Origin of the sequence: uncultured Gilliamella sp. (genome assembly GCA_945271295.1) — a bacterium.
Classification (GTDB): Bacteria; Pseudomonadota; Gammaproteobacteria; order Enterobacterales; family Orbaceae; genus Gilliamella.
The window spans coordinates 57821-80781 of the sequence record CALYPG010000007.1 but is presented as its reverse complement, the minus strand read 5'-3'; the positions used below and the strand labels follow the sequence as shown (position 1 = coordinate 80781).

The window sequence follows — 22961 nt, the reverse complement described above, 5'->3', positions numbered from 1 at the left end:
TTCCTTTCTCATCTATGAGACAAGCTATTGGGGTCAATCTTAAAGGAACATACTTAATTTAGTCAATCAAAATGAGTTGATTAAGACGTTGGAGACATTATTCTTTAAACCGCCTCAATAAGATAATTTAACATTATTGATGCATTTAAGGCATTCAGGCTTATTTATTTTTTATTTCATTGTATCTAATAAAAAAATTATTCAATGCATCATATTCATCTTGAGAAAACAATAAAATTATCTTGTCCCATGAATGACCACTTATTTCATAATAATCCTCAATATAGTGTTGAAAATAAACTAACACATCTAAATTGATAATTCCTTTAGGATCTCTTATTTGCCAACCATCTAAAAAGGCTTTTAACGCAGATATAGTGCACCTGCTTAAATACAATGCTGGCCTTTTCTCTATCATATCAATAAGATCAACGATATCGTTCATAATTAAAAACCTGTTAGATTAATTTTGAAATCACCCGAAAAATACAAGTCACTTAGCCAATCTGAATATTTGTTGGTGAATTCAAAATGTTTATTCCATATATTTCGATGCATCATAAAAAGCATTTGCATTATGTGCACCTTTAATTCCTTTAGAGTAAGAAAAATCATCCAATATTGCTGATTAGATTAACTAATGTCAAAACTAATACACATTAGATTTGTATTATTTTAATTTTAAGTCAACAAGCTTCATTATTGGTTTTGTTATTGTTTATGGACAAACATCTATCCCATCTTCTAATATCTCAATATTAACTTGTTCTAATTGTCTATTACACATAGTTAAAAACCATATATCATCACCGTCAACAGTCATAGCATCAGAATCAAACAGACTGGCATCAAATAAAATTGGCACATTTAATGCATAAGATAATTCTTTTGCGATATGGTAACCATCAACAATATTATTTAGATCAACAGGCCAATAAATTGATACTTCTGTCTTAAAACCTTGGGAAAAATCTATATGTGATACGTATAAAATACCATCTTGATTTGGGAAGTTAATTGAATCAGTTTTTAATCCCGTTATAAATTCTAGCTTTGAAAGGATTTGTTTTTCTGAAATTTTATCATATAAATACAGATTAATAAAAGGAGAGTCATTCATCTCTAATCCCTGATTATATTTAAAAGTTTTTAGTTCTTTTCACTAGCTCAGAAGTAAGCAGCTTATTTTTTAAATGACTTAATGAATTTAATGCATCAACTTTTCCATGTTTCCTTGCTTGAGATAAGACGTTATATTCCACATTAAAGGTCATTGGCTAGAGCAGATTTTTTTTACTGAGCAGTCGATAACCATTTGACCGTTGAGGACGGTAAGTTGATTATTGAATCGGCTATACAGGTTTAATGAATAACATGACAATAAAAATAAATAAACCGGAAAGATCGAGGGAGATCTTTCCGGTCATAAATTTTATGATTTAATCCAATCAGAATCAGTCAAACTTTTTTGAAATATCAGAAAATCAGTATTTTCATATTGAAAAAGCTTTTCCCTTATCAATCTAATTAAATCTTTTTCACCAAAATCATTATATATATATAATTCATCCACTGAAAATATAATAAGAATAGATGATGAACAATCAGATGAGGATAAATAAATTGCAACAACCTCATCATAATCAGGATTGAAAATAACTTTTATATATCCAACAATAAAAGAGGATGGAATTCCAAATTTATTTTCTTTTAACTGTGAATATAATGCATACAAATTAAAATCATCAAATTCACTAATACGATTTCTTGTGATGTATGGATTCATACCATTAATATAAAAACCGATAACCTTATGATTATCAATCTCCAAAAAAATAGTATTATCAATAAGATCATCATATTCATCACTGATAGATATAATATCAGTTATATTCACCCCACAAAATAAAGTATCTATTTTATTCAAAAATGATTTGTAGAAATTCGTCATTATCATTTTATTATCACCTGTAAATATGAAAATATTCGTTCTTTCCGGCAGACATATCGATTGGGGGAACGGCTTGGTTTGCCACCGCCGGAATACGTGACTAACGCCGTTTACTCCCGCCAACCGATTAAACTACTTGACCGAGTTATAGCGAGAAATCATTCATCGATAGTTGATATGTTAAATCTATATTTCTCGGGAAGATTGCAGGGATAACTATCTAAAGTTACTCCCCAAGGAGTAAATTCTAAATAAAATAAACCCTTGTTCCATAAACATAATTTACAGAGTATAAATATTTCCTTTAGGTGATTACACATTTCATTGTCATTTTGAGAATGAGCCTCATCTAAGACTGCTTTAAGATCTTCCATTAACATATTAATATCTTGTGTATTTTTAAATACAGAAGGAGATGCATCATCAACATTCCATAATATCTTGAACTTTTCTGACTCATTTTCTCTTTCTAAATAACGTCCATTACTTTCGTGAAACGTTCGATATAATATTAAATCATCATTATCTATACATATTTTTTTCAAATTAATTAATACCATAGAATTCCTTTAAATAATATTAGCCAGTTGCCTACCAGAAAATGATAAATCAGCTTCTGTTAGTTAAGCGAGAATTCTCTTGGTAGTTTTATTAACATATGATTTCATAAAGTGTATCTGGTGGCGCTTGATAGGTTTCAAAATCAGCATAAATAGTTTCTCGCATCTCAGTGAAGTTTATTTTTTTTATTGTTGCTATTTGACAACTGTCAGTTAATGCAATAACCATTTTAGATGCATTAGTAATTTTAATTATGTCTGACAAAGCATCTAAAAGAATATTAAGTCGATCTTTAGCCATTATTGGGTACCCTATATCTGCTTCAGGTGCATAATCAATGTAATCAATTAAAAAGCTTGCGTTATAATATTCATTGTCATCACCAATTGTAAAAATAAATCTTTTTTTATTGTCATCAGATAATATTGATGAAGGAAAATTATATAACTCATCAAGTTTAATCGCCTTTATTCCAATATTATATTTTTGTTCTATAGATATTATCAAAGAAGCTAGATTCTTTTCGCCCGAATAATTGATATAACCTCTTACATCATTTGTCATAATTTTTCCTATTCATTTTTATTATTAATCAATACGCCTATTGATTTACCATTTTTATCAATTTTCCGATAATATTTATCTATAAGTTGTTCTCTACCATGATATATACTGGTCATTGACATAAGAATAAACTGATGCGCGATCGTTTAACTATACCAGTGCACTAAAATCGCAACCACCAATCAGGCGCATAGATATAATTGCGACAACAAACGATAGTTTTCCGCCTTGTTATATCCATTACTTACCAGCGATAGATAAATATTGATATTTTGTATAAAGGTATCTTTCCGGTTTATCATATGACTAACATTGCACCTTTATTGATAGGAGAAAAACCATCAGGCCAAATCGTATCCTTATTATAAATAGCTTTGTCAAAACAAGCGTCCTCAATCCTTTCTGCTGTTAAATTTGCCCCACTTAAATTTGTATTACTTAAATTTACATTAAATAAATCAGCTCCGGATAAATCGGAATTCATCAAATTAGCATTGAGAAACTCTGCTCCCATTAGCTTAGCATTAGTAAGATTGGTGCTGATTAAACAAGCCGCTATAAAATTTACATTCATTAATAATGAATTGCTAAAATCAGCTTGATTTAACAAACAATGAGCAAAATTAGCACTCCGTAAATTGGCAGATCGGAAACTAGCTTTATATAATGACATGCCTTCGAATATAGCCGTATGTAATTGTCTATTATCAAAATTAAATCCATCCAAACTATTAACATCGAATTTCTGGATCTCTCCTGTTTCAAACTTAAGTATTATCATTACTTATTACTCCAATCGATAAAATCGACGACAATTTTAGATATAGATTTAATTCGAGGTATTTGGCTAAATGAAAGGGTTTTGGGAATTGTTTCAGGCAAAATCACACCTATCTTGTCTACAATATATATTAATGATTACTTTCAACAATCACATTAGCATCTTTAGTAATTTTACTGACAGCCATAAATTGCTTCAATGTAGATTTTTTTAGCTATATGTAAATCATTATAGTACAAATCTTTGATTGCTGATTTACTATCAATTTTTTTGCATGAGCATCAGTTACCATAATTGGTTTAATTTATCTAATTATTAAAAAAATACAACCAACTATTTCCAATGTATTTTTGGGAAATGATTCCTAACTCAATTAATCTATTAAAATCCTTTTCTAAAATAGTTCCATCTTGATACTGTGGATATTTATCAGGAAATTGTTGAGCATAATCCTTAAGTTTATATAAGTCGAATCCATCAATTCGGTCTTTCGGACCAAAATCAAAGTCTATATGATAATCTTTATATGATAAATAACATCCAATACCATGAAGCTCATAAAACACATTTTTGGAAATTTCGCCTTTTGCGGGAATAGACTCTTCGCCCCAAGCTCGTAAAATATCTTTTCTTCCAATCTTGGTAGAGAAAACAGCTATTACGTTTGCTACTTCTTTTAAATATTCTGCTATTAAAAGTTCTATGTCAGTTTTCATCTGTATCGCTATATCGATTTGTAAGTCAATATTTAGGATAATTTGTTTCCCATTCTTTCTTGAAGTCTTTTTCTGCTACATGATATTTTTCTTTTAAAAAAGCCATGCATTTGTAAAAATCATCAAATACAAATTGTTCACAATTTTTGGCATTCATTGCAAACACTTCCGAATCAGAGTCAACTAAAAATTCTTTTTCAATATCATCCACATAGACATTATATAACCAAAAAACTTTATTTCGGTCAGGCATATAGCCAAGTTTTTCTATTTCTGGATACATACCTTCCCAAGTATAAACACCTAGTTCAACCAATTGGCATTCTCTTTCATAGTCATCATCCGGCATATAAGGTTTTACTCTTATTACAATAAAGCGAGTCGTTTTGCCATCATCAAGATCAAGTTCACAATAGCTACCATCTCTTATATCGCCTCTAAATCTCCATGGAAAAGGGTTATAGGGATTAATATCACCCATTTTACTACCTCTCGTAATTAATTTTAGTCTACGGGACATGAGTATCAATATCGATTATCGTGTAATTAAAATCCTTAGGATCATCCTGATACTTCTCTTTTTTTAGGTCAACACTAAAGCGTTGTTTAAATTTGTTCTTACCAATTTGTCTTGGTCAAATTAATCTTGACTATTTATAACTTTTATTGGTTTTAGCTTTTACTTCCTGCATCGTATGTAAAATTCGGTGATAATTCTCTAACCTAGATGGTGCAATTTTACCTTCTTTGACTGCCTGTTGTAACAAACATCCTGGAGTATTTAAATGATTACAATCACGAAATTGACAACCACCTAAATAAGCATCAAACTCCTTAAAGCCATTTATAACCTGTTCTGGATCTAAATGCCACAAACCAAATTCTCGAATACCTGGTGAATCAATAATATCACCACCATTTGGCAAATGATAAAGTCTGGTCGAAGTTGTAGTATGTTGACCAAGCCCTGATAATTCAGACACATTCCCTGTCATAGCAAATTGCGATTGTTCAGGTAATAGTAAATTGATAATACTCGATTTACCAACCCCTGATTGGCCAACTAAAATCGATATTTTATTTTGTAAAGCTTCTTGCAATAATGTAATACCTTGTTCATTTTGACATGAAACCAATACTACCGAATAACCAATTTCAGTATAAATTGCTAATTGATTCTCAACCTCAGCTCGTTGTTCTTCACTTAATAAATCAATTTTGTTCAATACAATAATTGGTTTGATATTTATTGCCTCACATGCCACCAAATAACGATCGATGATATTAAATGACAATTCTGGCAATACCGCTGAAATAATCACAATTTGGTCAATATTTGCCGCTACTGGTTTAACACCATCATAAAAATCAGGACGTACCAGTTCAGAATGACGCGGGTGTACAGCTTCAATAATACCATTCGTATTAGGCTCTAAGCTTTCACGCCACATAACGTTATCACCGGTTACCAATGAGGGTAAAGTGCGACGAATACTACAACGAAAGATCTGTCCACTACTATCTTCAACGTCTGCAGATTTACCAAAACGACTTATTACCACACCATCTCGGGGTAATGAAAAATTTGATAAATTTTCATCTTGTTGCGTCGTTAAACGTTGTTGATGTTTAGCTGCAACACGCCTTTTTTGATTTTGAGAGAGTTTATTTTTCGCCACGGTCACTAATTTTTTACTAAAACAGTTTGACAGTTATGCTACACTACTCGGCATCAAAAAGAAATTTCTACAACAAAATATGACTACACAATCTCAAATTAACAGTAATAATCTTATTTGGATAGATCTTGAAATGACAGGGCTTAATCCAAGCACTGATCGTATTATCGAAATTGCGACGATTGTTACCGATTCTGACCTGAATATTCTTGCCGAAGGTCCGGTAATAGCCGTGCATCAATCAGATGAACAACTGGCATTAATGGATGATTGGAATAAAACTACTCATGGAAAATCTGGTCTAATTGAGCGCGTTCGTCAAAGTACCATTACTGAACAACAAGCTGAATTACAAACTATAGAGTTCTTGAAACTATGGGTACCAGAAAATAGCTCACCAATTTGTGGTAATACCATTGGACAAGATCGCCGATTTTTATTTAATTATATGCCAATGTTAGAGCGTTATTTTCATTATCGCTATTTAGATGTCAGTACTATCAAAGAACTGGCTAAACGCTGGAAACCGCAAATCTTAAAAGGAATCAGTAAACAGAGTACTCATCAAGCATTAGATGATATTCGTGATTCGATTGCCGAGCTTAGTTATTATCGCCAACACTTTTTTAATATAACTAATTAACTTATATGCAAATTCTATATACTATCTTAGTTTATTTAATACAACCATTAGTTTGGTTAAAATTGTTATGGCGCAGTCGTAAAGCCCCTGCTTATCGTCAACGCATACTTGAACGCTATGGCTTTTGCAACAATAAAGTCAAACCAGATGGAATTTTAGTCCATGCTGTTTCGGTTGGTGAAACTATCGCAGCAATACCTTTAATTAAAGCGTTACAGCAGCAATATCCTGATTTGCCAATAACCGTCACGACCATGACACCAACCGGTTCACAGCGAGTAAAAGATCTCTTAAATAATAGTGTCAGTCATGTCTATTTACCTTATGACTTACCATGTGCAATCAGACGTTTTCTAAAAATACTCCAGCCAAAGTTAGTCATAATTATGGAAACAGAACTCTGGCCGAACTTGGTTAGTCAATGTAATAAAAGCCAGATCCCACTGATTATTGCTAATGCCAGATTATCTGAACGCTCAGCGAATAGGTATCGAAAATTAGGACGAGCCATTAGCAACTTACTGTCTAAAATTAGTATGGTAGTAGCACAAAACCAGCAAGATGGTGAACGATTTGTTTCGCTCGGCCTACCAGCTAGTCACTTAGCTGTTACCGGAAGTATTAAGTTTGATATTGACTTAACCGCGGAACAACAAAAAAAAATAGCACAACTAAAACAGCAATGGCAATTAAATCGCCCCACTTTGATTGCTGCTAGTACTCATAGCGGTGAGGATGAAATAATTTTAACCGCATTTAAACATTTACTTAAACCGCATCCAAATTTGTTATTAATTATTGTGCCTCGTCATCCTGAACGTTTTAGAGCAGTTGAAAAACTCATTACTGATAATGGATTTAATTACCTGTGTCGCAGTAGTAACGCAATGCCAACAGCACAAACACAAGTCATTTTAGGCGATACCATGGGGGAACTATTAGAGCTTTATGCTCTTGCCGATATTGCCTTTGTAGGTGGTAGTTTAGTTGAACACGGCGGGCATAATCCACTAGAGCCAGCACTACACCATATTCCCATTATTAGTGGTGAACACTTTTTCAATTTTAAAGTAATTTGTGAACAATTAATTGCTGCCAAGGGAATGACAGTTTGCACAAATTCAGCTGATGCCTTATATTCAGCAATAGATCATCTGTTAAATGATAAGATGATGAGCAGACAAATGGGCGAACACGCTTATCAAGTATTAAAACAAAATCAAGGTGCGCTTCATCGATTACTTGCAATAATCAATCGTTATCTTACCTCAAAATAAGGATTGCCTGTGGAGAAAAAACACGGCCTGTTACTAATTAATTTAGGTACCCCAAGTGACACAACACCCGCAGCGATTAAACAGTATTTAACCGAATTTTTACTCGATCGGCATGTGGTTGACCTGCCCTATTTTATTTGGTATCCGATTTTAAGATATATTGTGCTACCCAAGCGGATTCCTTATATTATTAACCATTACCGCGAAATTTGGATAGAAGGCGCTTCGCCTTTATTACATTACAGCCAAATACTAAAAGATAAATTAAACTACTACCTACCTAATGTTCGATGTGAACTCGCGATGACATATGGGGAACCCAATATGCAATCAGCGCTAGAAAATCTCAAATCATGCAATAAAATTACTATATTGCCACTGTTCCCTCAATATTCAACCACCACAACGCTAGCCGCTTTTGACAAATTAAAGCAATTGATGCCAGCTAATTCGATTCTTGCTCATGCTTACTATATTCGCGATTATGCCGATCATCCGAGTTATATCAATGCTCTTTTTTTACAAGTAAAACAAGCTTTTTTACAGCATGGGCAACCAGAAGTATTACTTCTTTCTTACCATGGTATCCCTGAACGTTATCGAGATAAAAGGCAAGATGATTATATTGAGCGTTGTGAACTCACAACCCAACTGTTAGTTGATAAATGCCAAGCCAATGGTATAAATCTGCCAATACACATGGCTTATCAATCTAAGTTTGGTAAAGGTAAATGGGTTGAACCTAATACCAGTGATGTATTAGAACAATTAGCAAACAACAACATCAAAAATGTTCAGGTTATGTGCCCTGGATTTTCAGTCGATTGTATTGAAACAATTTATGAAATTGATGAACAAAATCGAGCAATTTTTTTAAATGCAGGAGGAGAAAAATTTCACTACATTCCAGCATTAAATGATTCCGATTTACAAATCAATTTAATTATAGATTTAATTCAACATACTGAAACGTATAGTTAACCTGAAACATCTTTACAAGATAATGAATTAACGTAATGACTACATTACGCTACGTTAAATAAATAAAATAATTAATCGTTACCCTGCAAGCACAAAGGAGAATAATATATGAAAATAATCATCATTGGCGCTCAAGCAGCAGGAGCAAGCGCTGCCGCAAAAGCCAAAAGAATGAACCCAAATGCAACCATTCGTATATATGAAAAATCGGATATTGTTTCATTTGGTGCTTGTGGCTTACCCTATTTTATTGGAGACAACTTTTCTGACCCAAATGAGATGATCTCCCGAACACCTGAACAATTCCAAAAAGATGGTATTGAAATAAAAACACTGCACGAGGTTATAGCTATCGACATAAATAGTAAAAAAATAACCGTCAAAGATCTTAGTAATGGCAATAGCTTTGATGATAACTATGATAAATTACTATTAGCCGTGGGAGCAAAACCAATAATTCCAACCTTTACTCATAGTCAACTTGACAATATTTTTACACTCCGCGATCTACATGATGGACTGGCAATAAAAAAAACACTCACCAATTCTGAGATCAAGAATGTAGTAGTTGTTGGTGCTGGGTATATTGGACTGGAAATAGCAGAATCGCTAGTCGCACTTAATAAAAATGTCAGAATTATTCAATTAAATGATCGCGTACTTATTGAGGCTTTTGATCAACAAATTACAGATATTATCGAAGAAAATATAAAACAGTATTGTGATCTACATTTACAAGAACAAGTACAAGGTTTTGAAGGCAACCAAAAAGTCACTCATGTTATTACTAACAAAGGACAATATCCTGCTGATGCAGTTATCATTGCCACTGGGGTAAAACCTAATAATGATATCTACAAAAATATTGGCATTGAAATGCTTAGCAATGGCGCAATCATTACCGATAGTTTAGGACAAACTAATCTTCCTGATGTTTATGCGGCTGGTGACTGTGTGGCACTTAACCATAGGGTGAGTCATTCAATGGTTTATATTCCATTGGCTACTGGTGCCAATAAATTAGGCAAAATTGTTGGTGAAAACATAGGCGGCGGGCATTGCCAATACCCGGGCACAATTGGTACGTCAGCCTTAAGAACATTTGATATTGAAGCAGGCCGTACAGGCTTAACTGAAAATGAGGCAACAAAAGCCCAGATACCTTATAAAATCGTTATAGTAAAAGATAAAAATCACAGTAACTATGTTGCAGGACAAACCATGGTAATAGCTAAACTGATTTACCATGCTGATACTCGTGTTATTTTAGGCGGTCAAATAGCGGGAGGAAGTGGTGCAGCACTGCGAGTAAACACCTTAGCAACGGCAATTTGGGCACAAATGCACATCGATGATTTAGCCATGATGGATTTTTTATACGCACCACCATTTTCAAGACCATGGGATATTTTAAATATCGCTGGCTCCATTGCCAAATAGATTAACAAATATCAAAACGTCTTAATTAACAATCATCTTATCTAACTAGCAAAAATATTAAATATAATATTTTTAACACTATATGATATAAGATAATTAAATGTATTATTAATAGCCGGGGGTCAATTATGTCAGATGCCATTTTCCATGGAACTTTTTTTGAAAAGTTCTTATCTATTACCCATTACCAAACGTTAATTGGTATTGCATTATTGCTTATTTGTTTTTTTGCTATTATGCGGCCATTACAAAATAGGAAAGTTAATTTTTCTATTCGTATGTTAATTGGGTTAATTCTTGGTATTGTCCTTGGTTTAGGAATACAAGCACTTGCCGGTTTCCCTAATACCTCAACGACTTGGATGCAAGAAATAGCAACCTGGTATGGCCTTTTTGGACGAGCATTTATTGCCTTTATTCGCATGTTGGTTATTCCACTTATTTTTGTCTCTATTGTTAAAGTGATTATTGATTTTTCAGGTAAAGACAACCTTGCGCAAATAGCTTTCAGAGGAATCTTTTGGTTACTATTTACCACCGCTATTGCATGTGTTGTTGGCATTGTATTAGCCAATGTGTTTTCATTAGGAGAAATGAGTTCAACGTCCACTCACCCAGCACAAGCAAAACAATACACCAATATCATTGATACTTTTGTTAATCTGATTCCAAGTAATATTATTGCCTCGATGGTAAAGGAGAACATCGTTGGTTTAGTCATTTTTTCAGCTTTAATGGGGATTGCCGCCAATCGTATGGAAAAAAAGAACCCCGAGCCTATTGCTCTGTTTAAAACCTTTATTGAAGCGCTATATAAAATAGTGATGTCAATTGCGATGACCATCATTAAATATATGCCCTATGCCGTGATTGCCTTACTTGCTCGTACCATTATTTCCAATGGTATTCCTGCCATCATTGAAGTATCGAGCTTTGTCGTAGCTGTTTATATTGCTACCTTGATGATGTTAATCATGCATATTTTGATTGTATTGATACATGGTGTTTCACCAATTATGTTCATTAAAAAGGCACTAGGTACTTGGTTATTAGCTTTTACCAGTCGTTCTTCAGTAGGTACCTTACCCATGACAATATCGACCTTAACTGTCAGAATGGGGGTTAATACTGGCACAGCTAACTTAGTTGGTTCACTTGGTAGTACCATTGGCATGAATGGTTGTGCTGGCTTTTTCCCAGCTTTACTTGCTGTTATGGTTGCTCATATGGTTGGTATTGATACCAATATCCAATTTTATATTATGCTTGTAATTGTGGTGGTTATTGGCTCTATTGGCATTGCCGGCATTCCTGGTACAGCGACAGTTGCTGCTACCGTGGTATTATCTGGAATGGGAATGGCAGAGTACTTCCCATTAATTGGTATGGTTTTAGCTGTCGATCCAATCATTGATATGGCACGAACATTAGCTAATGTATCAGGTGCAATGACTGCGGCGTTAGTAACCGATCGTGAAGTTGGACTGATGGATATGAATGTTTATAATGATCCTAATGTGACACTCGATAATGATCCGACCGAAGCTTAATATGATTTAAGATAATCAAAAGGACGCAAACGAGCGTCCTTTTACTTTCAACGCTAAAAAACTAAATGGTTTTTAACCAAGCTTTAACATCATCACCCAGACTTTGATGACGCATCGCATATTGCACAAAGGTCTGTACATAACCCAATTTATTACCACAATCATGACTTCGGCCTTTAATACAATAGGCATCAACAGGCTCTTCATCGAGTAACATAGCAATAGCATCAGTTAGCTGAATTTCACCACCGGCACCTAGTGGTGTTTTTGCTAGCATAGGCCAAATCTTTTCCGACAATACATAACGCCCAACCACAGATTGATTCGATGGCGCTTCTTCAATGGTTGGTTTTTCAATAACACTGTACATTTGTGCCACATTACCAGCAGATAATTGTTCTCCTCGACAATCGACAATACCATAAGATGAAACTAAAGCTTCTGGTACGGGTTCAACCATAATTTGGCTATGCTTCGTCTCATGATAATTGTTAATCATTGCTGCTAAATTGTCATTTGCAAGGTCGCTATCATATTCATCAATAATCACATCTGGTAACACTACCGCAAACGGTTGATCACCAACTAAAGGATAGGCGCAAAGTACCGCATGCCCAAGCCCTTTAGCTAAACCTTGACGCACACTGGTAATTGTTACATTTTTGGGTAAAATGCCTTGTACTTCTTGCAATAATTGACGCTTAACCCGTGCTTCTAACATTGCTTCTAATTCAAAACTGGTATCAAAATGGTTTTCGATTGAGTTTTTAGAAGAATGAGTAACAAAAATAATTTCAGTAATTCCCGCAGCAATGCACTCTTTAACGACATATTGGATAAGCGGTTTGTCGACCACTGGTAACATTTCTTTAGGAATCGCTTTAGTGGCGGGTAACATCCGTGTACCCAGTCCGGCAACGGGGATAACTGCTTTTTTTACTTTTCCTGTGATTGAAGGATCTAAATTTAATGACATTGTGTTTCCTTAAAACAATTTAACTAACAATCCCGTTGTAGCTAGGTTTGCTACGACGTCCGTTAATAAATGTATTTTTTACTCGCACTGAAGTTAACATATAGGGGATCCAAATACAGGCATTAATAATGGCTCCAACAATACCTATTAAATCAGGAAAGTAATTGTTTGCCAATTGTAATACAATGCAACAAAGAATAACATCTGATGTTATGAAAACAACATAGATAATTTTGAAAAAAATAAAAAATGAAGGGAGTTTATAATTTTTTCTAAAAAAAAGATAAATTATATAACCAATTAAAATCAGAAATACACTATTACAAACACATTCAAAATATATTAGCCAATCCAAATTAGCCACATACATATTCGAATTTGGATCACAAAAAACAGCCCACATATTACTAACAAAAATAGCACTAAAATTGCTAAAAAAACCATAACCAACCGATATAAATTGATAAATTAAACTAATGGCAACTAAAATCAGCCAGCCGCCTAACCCGCTAAGCTGTTTTTCTTCATCCATATAAGTATCCTATTTTTTAATAATTGTTAAATTTGCTGATTCAATCAGTTGAGGATTATTTCGATCTTTAGCTAAAGAATCAATAGCGATATAAACAATTTGACAATTTTGCAAAACAGCTTGCCTAACTACAAATTTGGCTTTGCGATCACGTTTTTCTTTTTGCTTTGCACTAATATAAAGATCATCATAACCGTCATCATATAAAGATGCTCTTTCTAACAAAGTTGGCGTCCGCCAAAAAGTTTGCTTGGGGTAATCACGCACCAATATTTGATCAGTCAGTTTGCCTTTCATTCCAACATAATCGGATGATAATACTCGGCTTTCTCGACTTTGCGCAATATAGATAGACTGGTAATTTGGCATATTTTCAGGTAATTGATTGAATACAAATTCCACACCAGCAAGCGTTGAATACTGACAATTTTGCATAACAAAAGGTGCGGTTCGATAATTCAACGAATCGCACCCAAGAAGTAAAAACAATGTTACTATAATTAAAGCTTTTTGCATTTCTTTTTAAAACTCATTTTTATGCTAAATATAAGTATATGATGCAATATTCATTAACTTATAATTTTTCACTGACCGTTTCAGCTGAATTTGAAATAGCTTTACCGCCTGATTGAACATCTTGACCAACCCCTTGAACTGTATTACATCCTACAACTAGGGTCGTCATAATAATACCTAACATCAAAATTAATATTTTGTGGAACATAAAATATACTCCTCTTATTAATGACATTGTTATGTTAATGCAGAAAATGCTTCTGCTACTCGGTAAATATTATGGTGATTCAAACCAGTCACACACATTCTTCCATTGCCTACCAAATAAACGGCAAAATTATCTTTTAAGTAAGTGACTTGTTCTTGGGTAAAACCGGTATAACTAAACATGCCGCGCTGTTTAACTAAAAAGTCAAAATTATGATCAGGTACGGCTTTTTTCAATGAGGCAACTAATGTAGATCGCATTAACACAATGCGATCACGCATTGCTGCAACTTCTTTAAACCATTGGGTTTTGAGTTCAGAATTATTTAATACATATGATACTAGCTGGGCACCATAAGCGGCGGGACTTGAATAATTACGGCGAACTGTTGCTTGAAGCTGACTTAAAACCCGATTAGCAACTTCGCTATTGTCACACAATACTGACAAACCCCCAACCCGTTCACCATATAGGGAAAAGGTTTTTGAAAATGAATTGCTCACCAAACCACATACCCCTTTTTCAGCCACTTTTTTTATGGCATAGGCATCATCTTCAATACTTTCACCAAATCCTTGATAAGCAATATCCATAAAAGCAATAAGATCACGTGCCAACAACACTTCAATCACTTTATCCCACTGGGCATGAGTTAAATCAGCGCCAGTTGGGTTATGACAACATGGATGAAGTAACACAATACTTTTGGCGGGTAATTGGTTTAATGTTGCTAACATTGCATCAAATTTCACACCACAAGTCTGAGGATCAAAATAAGGATATTTATTAACCTTAAAACCAGCACCATTAAAAATGGCAATATGATTTTCCCAGGTTGGATCACTAACCCAAACCTCAGATGTTGGGAAATAACGAAACAAAAAATCGGCACCTACTTTTAAAGCACCAGAACCACCTAATGTTTGAATAGTAGCAATGCATTTATCTTGATATGCACGATGATGCTCGCCAAATAATAAAGATTGAATAGCTTGGCAATAAGCTGGTAAACCGCTCATTGGTAAATAAAGCTGCGCATCTTGCTTATTTTGATAAAGATAATCACGAGCGGTTTTGATGCATTCTAATTGCGGAACAATGCCTTGCTCATCATAATAATAACCAATACTTAAATTTGTTTTATCTTCTCGACTATCATTATTAAAATCAGCCACTAACGATAAGATGGGATCCCCTGCATATAGCTCTACTTTTTCAAACATATCGGCAACCTAATTTACCCTGTAAATAACAATAATTAACTGTAGATTATTGCACCAAGTCAAATGGCAATCAATCATTAAATAATACTTTAACAATAGAGGGGTTATTGATTATTAAAATAAATTTATAATTCAATAGCGGACATTTTTATCAATAAAATTAACCTTATTATTATTAATTTTGTAGCACAATCTATACTAAAACATTAGCCTGACCTGAAACTTCTTTACAGATTATATTAATAACAAATAGGGTTAATTAAACCAATCAAGTTTATTTAGCAACAATCACTTCAATTTCGACTTTAGCATCTTTGGGAATTCTAGCGACTTGCACACAAGAGCGTGCCGGGAATGAGGCGTTATTCTCAGTAAAAAATGCCTCATAAACACCATTTACTGCCACAAAATCATTCATATCAGCTAAAAAGATGGTCGTTTTGACAATATTATTTACCGCATAACCTGCCGCAGTAATAATCGCTTTAACGTTAGCCAAACTTTGCTTTGTTTGTTCTTTAACACAACTTGGCATTGTACCTGTAGCAGGATCTAATGGAATTTGTCCTGACGCAAACATCATATTACCTAAATCAACCGCCTGAACATAAGGGCCAATTGCCGCAGGGGCCTTATCTGTATTAATAATTTTTTTCATGTTCTCTCTCCTTTTCTTTTTAGCTTTTGGTGTTTAATTACTAAAAACGCAATAGTTTATAACATTTGAACAGGATCATAATTTGCTGTCAAGTAAGTACAAAATTATGAACGTGGGACTTCTGACAAATTTCTGTTATGATAATCATCATTTTTTATTTTTTGAGATTAACTATGTTTGAGAACCTAACTGACCGTTTATCACAGACATTGCGAAATATTAGTGGTCGCGGAAGATTGTCTGAAGATAATATTAAAGAAGCCCTGCGCGATGTACGCATGGCATTACTTGAAGCCGACGTTGCATTGCCAGTTGTGCGTGAATTTATTAATCAAGTTAAAGAAAAGGCGATCGGTCTAGATGTCAATAAAAGCTTAACCCCCGGTCAAGAGTTTATTAAAATTGTACAAGCTGAACTCACCAGTGCAATGGGTGAAGTGAATAGCTCACTCAATTTAGCAACGCAACCACCAGCAGTGATTTTAATGGCCGGTTTACAAGGTGCCGGTAAAACAACCAGTGTTGCAAAACTAGCCAAATTCTTAAAAGAAAAACAAAAAAAGAAAGTATTGGTGGTATCCGCTGACGTCTATCGCCCCGCTGCAATTAAACAACTAGCAACCCTTGCTAAAGCCATAGATGTAGAGTTTTTCCCATCAGATATTAATGAAAAACCTGTTGATATTGTTAATAAAGCGATTTCTCATGCCAAATTACAATTTTTTGACGTACTAATTGTCGATACAGCAGGTCGTCTACATGTTGATAGCGATATGATGGATGAAATCAAAGCGCTTCATCAAGCAATTAATCCTATCGAAACCTTATTTGTGGTTGATGCCATGACCGGTCAAGATGCAGCTAATACTGCTAAAGCCTTTAATGACGCTCTACCACTTACAGGGGTAATTCTAACTAAAGTAGATGGTGATGCCCGTGGGGGAGCTGCGTTATCCATTCGTTATATTACAGGTAAACCAATCAAGTTTTTAGGGATGGGCGAAAAAACTGATGCTTTAGAGCCATTTTATCCAGATCGCATTGCTTCACGTATTTTAGGCATGGGTGATGTGATTTCATTAATCGAAGAATTACAAAGTAACGTTGATCGCGAAAAAGCGGAAAAAATTGCCAAAAAGTTGAAAAAAGGCGACAAATTTGACTTTAATGATTTTCAAGATCAGCTTAAACAAATGCGTAATATGGGTGGTATGGGAGCATTGCTTGCTAAATTGCCAGGTGCAGGTCAATTACCGGATCATATAAAAGCGCAAATGGATGATAAAATAACGATTAAAATGGAAGCTATGATTGGCTCTATGACGTTAAAAGAACGCGCTAATCCAGAAATCATCAAAGGTTCGCGTAAACGCCGCATAGCCAATGGTTCTGGTACCCAAGTACAGGATGTGAATAAATTACTCAAACAATTTGAAGATATGCAAAAAATGATGAAAAAGATGAAGGGCGGAGGCATGATGAAAATGATGCGCCAAATGAAAGGCCTAATGGGTGGCGGAGGAATGGGATTCCCACGTTAAATTAACATAGTTAGTCCCAATTTTATCATTAATTCAAATTGCATTTTAATTTATTGATTTATATTGAAATATCGCGCTATTTTAAGCGCGATATAACAACTTAACAATATTAATAACTCGGTTATTTAATTGATTTCAACTTCGTTGGTCGATTCATTGTCAGCACTGTTCCTATTGATGATACGATAATAAAAACAATGGCGAGCCATTGATAATGACTTAATTGTTCGTGTAACACAATCAAACCCGAAAACGCCGCAAATACAGGTGATAAACTCATTAAAGTACTAAATGTTTGCGCAGGTAATTTTGGCAAGGCAATCATATCCAAACCATAAGGAATGGCTGATGCTAATAATGCAACCACAAACACCAATGGTAAAAGTTCCACCGAAAACATCACACTGCCACATTGCCATACACCGATCGGAAATAGCAAAAATGAGGCAATAACTGAACCAATAGCTACACTTGATGAGCCATGAATAGCGCCAGCTTTGCGACCAAATACAATATAACAGGCCCAACAACTACCTGCACCAAATGCTAATAAAATGCCAATCGGGTCGATATTATTTGTTGCTTGATGAATGGGTAATAACATCACTAAACCGATCACTGCGATCGCTAACCAGATAAAATCAGTTAATCGGCGTGAAGAGCACATTGCGACCATGATTGGACCAGTAAGTTCGATAGCAACGGCAATACCAAGCGGAATCCTTGCTATTGCATTATAGAAGCATAAATTCATACATCCCATTGCAATGCCATATAAAAGGATATATTTCAAAGCTAATTTAGTCATTGGTTTTTGCCAAGGTTTGAAAATAATAACTAACATAATGGCTGAAAAAAATAATCGCCAGGCGGTCATCCCTTCTGGACCAAGGACAGGGAAAAGGTATTTCGCCATCGATGCACTACCTTGCACCGAAATCATCGAAATAAAAATTAAAACAACGGGCCAAGACCGTTTAAACATAATCAATACCTTGTATTATATTAAATGATGAGATTATAGTATGCATAATGATTGACAAAATGTTTCAGGAATACTATACGTTTCAGTATAAATATTGAATGAAACACTAAGTTAATTAATTTTCCCGTTTAACCGAAAGTAATGCCAGATCTTGCAATGCCTTTTTATATGGCGAATCAGGTAAAATGGCAATAACATCATATGCTTTTTTTGCCTCTTGCTGGGCTGTTTGCAAGGTAAAATCAAGTGAACCACACTCATCCATTATTTGTAAAATACGATCTAACAAATGCCTGCCGTTGCCTTGCTCAATAGCTTGGCGAATTAAAAGGGTATCTTGTGAATTTTTAGCATGATACATAGCATGTAAAAGTGGTAGTGTAGCTTTACCTTCATTCAGATCGTCCCCCAAATTTTTACCCAATTTTTGATTGCTATCGGCATTATAATCTAGTAAATCATCAATAAGTTGAAAGGCAGTACCTAAATATTTTCCATATTCTCGTAAAGCACATTCTTGCTGCTCATCTGCACCTGCAAGTACTGCAGCTGAGTGTGAGGTTGCTTCAAATAAGCGTGCTGTTTTACGATAAATGACTTCTAAGTATTGCTCTTTGGTAATATCAGGATCGTTACAATTAATTAATTGTTGTACTTCACCTTCGGCAATCACATTAGTTGCTGCTGACATAATCGTTAGCACTTTAAAAGATTCGGTACGTACCATCATCTGAAAAGAACGCGTATAAATATAATCTCCAACTAAAACACTTGCAGCATTACCAAAAAGAGCATTAGCTGTCGATTTGCCACGCCGTAAATCGGATTCATCCACCACATCATCATGTAATAAAGTAGCGGTATGGATAAACTCAATAAAAGCAGCAGTAATTATATGTTTATCACCTTGATAATTAAGCGCTTTTGCCACTAATAACGAAACAATGGGGCGAATACGTTTGCCACCGCTGCTAATAATGTAATTGCCCAATTGATTAATTAAGGCAACATCAGAACTTAACTCTGCTTGTATGGCTTGATTGACTTTTACTAAATCGTCTTTGACCAGTTCTAGAATTTGATTCATTGATGGATTATTCATCGGGATAACCATTATAAATAATAGATACTTGTTTGATATTATCTGATAAATATCATTGTGCAACAAGTTTTGCTATAGGTTATTTTATAGTATTAAGAAAACGCTACAAATGATAAGCATTTTCATTTAAAATAGCTGGCTTAAGTTACAAATGATAATTGTTATGAAGATTAACTTTGATATAGATATCAATAACGAACAGGTTCCTCTGTTTCCAAAGAAAAGATCAAAAGGTGTTTACTTATATACATCGCTTTCGGTTTTGTCACACTTTTTTTTGGTGGGTTTGTTATTTAGTTCTGCGTTGTTTGCGAACAATATTGTGGTTGATGATGGTGATAATTCCATTAAAGCGATTATGGTTGATTTGTCACAACTTGCGGCACCGGAACAATCATTGGTCGAAAACACGCCCGATGTTCAAGGTATGGAAAATAGTGAAATTATCGATAATCAACCTATTGAAGAACCAACTATTGAGCCAATTATTGAACCAGAAGTTGTCAAAGAGGAAGTGAAACCTACTCCATTACCGGATAACAAGATTGTCATCAAACAAGAGCAAAAACCTAAAAAGAAAAAACCTCAAGTTCAAAAATCCTCACGCAAACAGATAAGGCAGGAAGTCGTTAGCAATAATACGGCCCCCACAGCTGTTGCACCATCAATTTCAGATAATCGCCGTTTTTCAGAAAACCCATCGCCTATAAGTCGTGGTCAACCGGAATATCCACGTCGAGCTCTGGATATGCGTTTGGATGGGTACGTAGTGGTAACTTTTGATGTAAATAGTGAGGGACGTGTTGAAAACATTAATATTATTGAAGCAAATCCCAATAATATTTTTAATCGTTCTGTAATCACCGCAATGAAAAAATGGAAATATCAACCAATACCTGCTAAAAATTTAGAAATTAAAATTATATTTAAACATAATGAATCAACCAGGTTTGAATAGTGGTTAATTTATCAATATTAGTTACTATAATTTAATTATTACGCTATTAAATGATTATCATGTAACTAATGTTGATACAATTAGCTGTATTATTGTTTTGAGTAATCAATAAATTTAAACTATATTAAATTTGTATAAACACTTAATGTTTCATCAAATTTTCGATTTCATCCGCATTTTTCGGTACAATTGAAGTTAATACTTCGTTGCCATTTTCAGTGATCAAGATATTATCTTCAATGCGAATCCCAATGCCTTTATAACGTTCAGGCACATCAGCATCTTGATTTATATACAAACCAGGTTCAACCGTTAATACCATGCCTGGTTCTAAAGGGCGATGTTGGTTCCTACCAACATCATGCACATCTATCCCTAGCCAATGCCCTAAACTATGCATGTAGTAGGCACGATAAGCTTCTTTAGCAATCAAATCATTAACATCACCTTGCATAATGCCAAGTTTAACCAAACCTTCAACCATTATTCGAACAACATATTGATTAACCTCGGTAATGGATATACCCGGTTTAAACAAGGCAATAGCTTGATATTGTGATGCCAATACAATGTCATATATTTCACGTTGTGCTTGGCTAAATTTACCATTTACAGGGAAGGTACGCGTAATATCGCCCGCGTAATATTGATATTCGCATCCTGCATCAATCAAAACTAACTCACCGTCTTTTAACTGTTGATTATTATTTTCGTAATGTAATGTGCAACCGTTATTACCACCACCAACAATGGTGTTATAAGATGGCCAGCGTGCACCATGCTTAACAAATTCATGTAAAATTTCAGCCTCTAATTGATACTCATACATTTGAGGTTTACATTTTTGCATCGCCCTTACATGCGCTTGAGCACTGATTTTACAAGCTTGTCGGATAATAGCTATTTCAAATTCAGATTTGAACATACGCATTTTATGCACAATTGGTCGCCAATCAATTACTTTACTTGGTGTCGATAAATTTGTCATAGTCCCTTGTCGTAAAGTAGTTCGAGCCTTTTTGAGTATTTGATCGGCATATTTATATTGTTGTTTAGCATGATAGATTGTTGTTTTGCCATTTAATAAATCAGGCAGTACGGTATTTATTTCATCAATAAGATAAGCTTTATCAACAACAATCGCATCCAATGCCGCCTTTTGACCTAAGCGATACCCGGTCCATGTTTCGGCTAAAGGATCTTTTTTTCGGTTAAACAATATATATCGTGATTGATTATCTTCTTGTTTAATAATCGCTAACATAGATTCTGGTTCATCAAAAAACGTAAAATACCAAAAATCACTATTTTGCCGATATGGATAAAGCGTATCATTACTACGGACTGCCTCCGGCGCGGCAAAAAAAAGTGCAATACTATTTGCTTTCATTTGTGCTAACAATTTTTCACGGCGAGCGAGAAGTTCTTTTTTGATATCAGCTTTTATCATAATCATGACCCTACTTATAATTGACTATCAATCTTAATGAATAGTTGGAGTTATATCCGCTTCATTAAATTCATCAAAGCATAACACTGCGGTTATACGTACATATTCTTTAATTTCCTCAAAGGCAAATCCAAGTTCTTCTTCATTTTCGTTTTTGTCATAACCCAACTTAACAATTTGTCGTAGATCATAAATTGCTTCACCCACATCACCTTTAAGTCGATTAATTTTAGGTTGAACCAATCCAATGCCAAGCAAGAAATGATTTACCCACCCCACAAGATCATCTATTTGCGTAAATAAATCATGCTCACTTAAAAACAATTGAAATTCGAAATCTTCGTCAGAAAGTTGTTGCTTGGTAAGATGATAAAGTTGAGTAATTGGTTGAATTAAAGGTTCAGCAATAGCCTGTCCATTATTTAACATATCATCGACTAATGGACGCCAGCTTTGATCATGATTACCACCGGCTAAAATTCCCACTAAAAAACCATGCAATTCAGCTGCGGTAATACCTATTTTATGTTGAATTAGTTGGTAATTAAGTTTGTCGTAATTAATCATATCTGTCATTAACTCCACTCGGGTTGTTATCGTATCACTAAAATGCACATCTGCACTTTAATTGATTATTAGTATATAATTAGTACTTAAACTGTAAATGAT

General features: G+C 34.4%; 26 protein-coding genes. 7 read left to right on the top strand and 19 right to left on the bottom strand.

The features are described from left to right. Nucleotides 1-160 precede the first annotated feature (160 nt). The 9 genes from Q0K76_RS05670 to rsgA form a co-directional block, all read right to left on the bottom strand. Entirely contained in the window at nt 161-445 is a 285-nt protein-coding gene (locus tag Q0K76_RS05670; RefSeq protein WP_294612726.1) for a hypothetical protein, read from the bottom strand. A gap of 273 nt (nt 446-718) precedes the next feature. Continuing rightward, nucleotides 719-1120 (bottom strand): hypothetical protein, encoded by a 402-nt coding sequence (locus Q0K76_RS05665; protein ID WP_294612723.1) that lies wholly within the window; start codon nt 1118-1120, stop codon nt 719-721. A gap of 312 nt (nt 1121-1432) precedes the next feature. Continuing rightward, nucleotides 1433-1957: a hypothetical protein gene (locus Q0K76_RS05660; protein ID WP_294612720.1), complete on the bottom strand. Its 525-nt coding sequence runs from the start codon at nt 1955-1957 to the stop codon at nt 1433-1435. Nucleotides 1958-2109: 152 nt separating this feature from the next. Further along, entirely contained in the window at nt 2110-2511 is a 402-nt protein-coding gene (locus tag Q0K76_RS05655; RefSeq protein WP_294612717.1) for a hypothetical protein, read from the bottom strand. Between the two features lie 91 nt (nt 2512-2602). Then, entirely contained in the window at nt 2603-3076 is a 474-nt protein-coding gene (locus Q0K76_RS05650) for a hypothetical protein (protein WP_294612714.1), read from the bottom strand. A 298-nt stretch (nt 3077-3374) separates the two neighbouring features. Beyond that, the gene (locus tag Q0K76_RS05645) at nt 3375-3857 is read right to left on the bottom strand and encodes a pentapeptide repeat-containing protein (RefSeq protein ID WP_294612711.1); all 483 of its coding nucleotides are present in this window, start codon (nt 3855-3857) and stop codon (nt 3375-3377) included. A gap of 308 nt (nt 3858-4165) precedes the next feature. Further along, nucleotides 4166-4573, bottom strand: coding sequence for a hypothetical protein (locus Q0K76_RS05640; protein WP_294612708.1), 408 nt, complete (start codon nt 4571-4573; stop codon nt 4166-4168). 25 nt (nt 4574-4598) lie between these two features. Continuing rightward, complete coding sequence (locus tag Q0K76_RS05635; protein WP_294612704.1) at nt 4599-5093, bottom strand: hypothetical protein; 495 nt, start codon at nt 5091-5093, stop codon at nt 4599-4601. Nucleotides 5094-5223: 130 nt separating this feature from the next. Then, a complete protein-coding gene (gene rsgA, locus Q0K76_RS05630; RefSeq protein WP_294612702.1) occupies nt 5224-6252 on the bottom strand; it encodes a small ribosomal subunit biogenesis GTPase RsgA in 1029 nt (342 codons plus the stop codon). Between the two features lie 79 nt (nt 6253-6331). Between rsgA and orn the strand changes: the two genes are divergently transcribed. The 5 genes from orn (at nt 6332) to Q0K76_RS05605 (ending at nt 12143) form a co-directional block, all read left to right on the top strand. Continuing rightward, entirely contained in the window at nt 6332-6895 is a 564-nt protein-coding gene (gene orn / locus Q0K76_RS05625) for an oligoribonuclease (protein ID WP_294612699.1), read from the top strand. 5 nt (nt 6896-6900) lie between these two features. Continuing rightward, nucleotides 6901-8172, top strand: a complete 1272-nt coding sequence (gene waaA, locus Q0K76_RS05620; RefSeq protein WP_294612696.1) for a lipid IV(A) 3-deoxy-D-manno-octulosonic acid transferase — start codon at nt 6901-6903, stop codon at nt 8170-8172. Between the two features lie 9 nt (nt 8173-8181). Then, nucleotides 8182-9153 carry a ferrochelatase gene (gene hemH / locus Q0K76_RS05615; protein WP_294612694.1) on the top strand — a complete coding sequence of 324 codons (972 nt, stop codon included), beginning with the start codon at nt 8182-8184 and terminating at the stop codon, nt 9151-9153. A 108-nt stretch (nt 9154-9261) separates the two neighbouring features. Further along, nucleotides 9262-10593, top strand: a complete 1332-nt coding sequence (locus Q0K76_RS05610; protein WP_294612691.1) for a CoA-disulfide reductase — start codon at nt 9262-9264, stop codon at nt 10591-10593. A gap of 128 nt (nt 10594-10721) precedes the next feature. Further along, the gene (locus tag Q0K76_RS05605; RefSeq protein ID WP_294612688.1) at nt 10722-12143 is read left to right on the top strand and encodes a cation:dicarboxylase symporter family transporter; all 1422 of its coding nucleotides are present in this window, start codon (nt 10722-10724) and stop codon (nt 12141-12143) included. 61 nt (nt 12144-12204) lie between these two features. Here the strand turns inward: Q0K76_RS05605 and galU are convergent, their stop codons facing one another. The 6 genes from galU to Q0K76_RS05575 form a co-directional block, all read right to left on the bottom strand. After that, nucleotides 12205-13119, bottom strand: coding sequence for a UTP--glucose-1-phosphate uridylyltransferase GalU (gene galU, locus Q0K76_RS05600; protein WP_294612685.1), 915 nt, complete (start codon nt 13117-13119; stop codon nt 12205-12207). Between the two features lie 19 nt (nt 13120-13138). Further along, the gene (locus Q0K76_RS05595; protein WP_294612682.1) at nt 13139-13651 is read right to left on the bottom strand and encodes a DUF2569 domain-containing protein; all 513 of its coding nucleotides are present in this window, start codon (nt 13649-13651) and stop codon (nt 13139-13141) included. 9 nt (nt 13652-13660) lie between these two features. After that, a complete protein-coding gene (locus Q0K76_RS05590; protein ID WP_294612679.1) occupies nt 13661-14167 on the bottom strand; it encodes a hypothetical protein in 507 nt (168 codons plus the stop codon). Between the two features lie 58 nt (nt 14168-14225). Beyond that, nucleotides 14226-14375: an entericidin A/B family lipoprotein gene (locus Q0K76_RS05585; protein ID WP_294612676.1), complete on the bottom strand. Its 150-nt coding sequence runs from the start codon at nt 14373-14375 to the stop codon at nt 14226-14228. 29 nt (nt 14376-14404) lie between these two features. Next, complete coding sequence (locus tag Q0K76_RS05580; RefSeq protein ID WP_294612673.1) at nt 14405-15598, bottom strand: amino acid aminotransferase; 1194 nt, start codon at nt 15596-15598, stop codon at nt 14405-14407. A 274-nt stretch (nt 15599-15872) separates the two neighbouring features. Next, nucleotides 15873-16256: a RidA family protein gene (locus Q0K76_RS05575; protein WP_294612670.1), complete on the bottom strand. Its 384-nt coding sequence runs from the start codon at nt 16254-16256 to the stop codon at nt 15873-15875. Nucleotides 16257-16429: 173 nt separating this feature from the next. On the opposite strand from Q0K76_RS05575, the gene ffh reads away from it, so the two are divergent. Next, nucleotides 16430-17797: a signal recognition particle protein gene (ffh, locus tag Q0K76_RS05570; RefSeq protein WP_294612667.1), complete on the top strand. Its 1368-nt coding sequence runs from the start codon at nt 16430-16432 to the stop codon at nt 17795-17797. A gap of 121 nt (nt 17798-17918) precedes the next feature. Here the strand turns inward: ffh and Q0K76_RS05565 are convergent, their stop codons facing one another. Together Q0K76_RS05565 and ispB are read right to left on the bottom strand one after the other, a co-directional pair. Next, complete coding sequence (locus Q0K76_RS05565) at nt 17919-18782, bottom strand: EamA family transporter (RefSeq protein ID WP_294612664.1); 864 nt, start codon at nt 18780-18782, stop codon at nt 17919-17921. 115 nt (nt 18783-18897) lie between these two features. Then, complete coding sequence (gene ispB, locus Q0K76_RS05560; RefSeq protein WP_294612661.1) at nt 18898-19884, bottom strand: octaprenyl diphosphate synthase; 987 nt, start codon at nt 19882-19884, stop codon at nt 18898-18900. Nucleotides 19885-20047: 163 nt separating this feature from the next. Here ispB and Q0K76_RS05555 point away from each other — a divergent pair, with 163 nt between their 5' ends. Continuing rightward, on the top strand, nt 20048-20842 hold the full coding sequence (locus Q0K76_RS05555) for a TonB family protein (RefSeq protein ID WP_294612659.1): 795 nt from the start codon (nt 20048-20050) through the stop codon (nt 20840-20842). Between the two features lie 142 nt (nt 20843-20984). On the opposite strand, the gene pepP is transcribed toward Q0K76_RS05555, so the two are convergent. Next, the gene (pepP, locus tag Q0K76_RS05550; RefSeq protein WP_294612656.1) at nt 20985-22292 is read right to left on the bottom strand and encodes a Xaa-Pro aminopeptidase; all 1308 of its coding nucleotides are present in this window, start codon (nt 22290-22292) and stop codon (nt 20985-20987) included. A gap of 33 nt (nt 22293-22325) precedes the next feature. Then, on the bottom strand, nt 22326-22868 hold the full coding sequence (locus Q0K76_RS05545; RefSeq protein ID WP_294612654.1) for a YecA family protein: 543 nt from the start codon (nt 22866-22868) through the stop codon (nt 22326-22328). Nucleotides 22869-22961 lie beyond the last annotated feature (93 nt).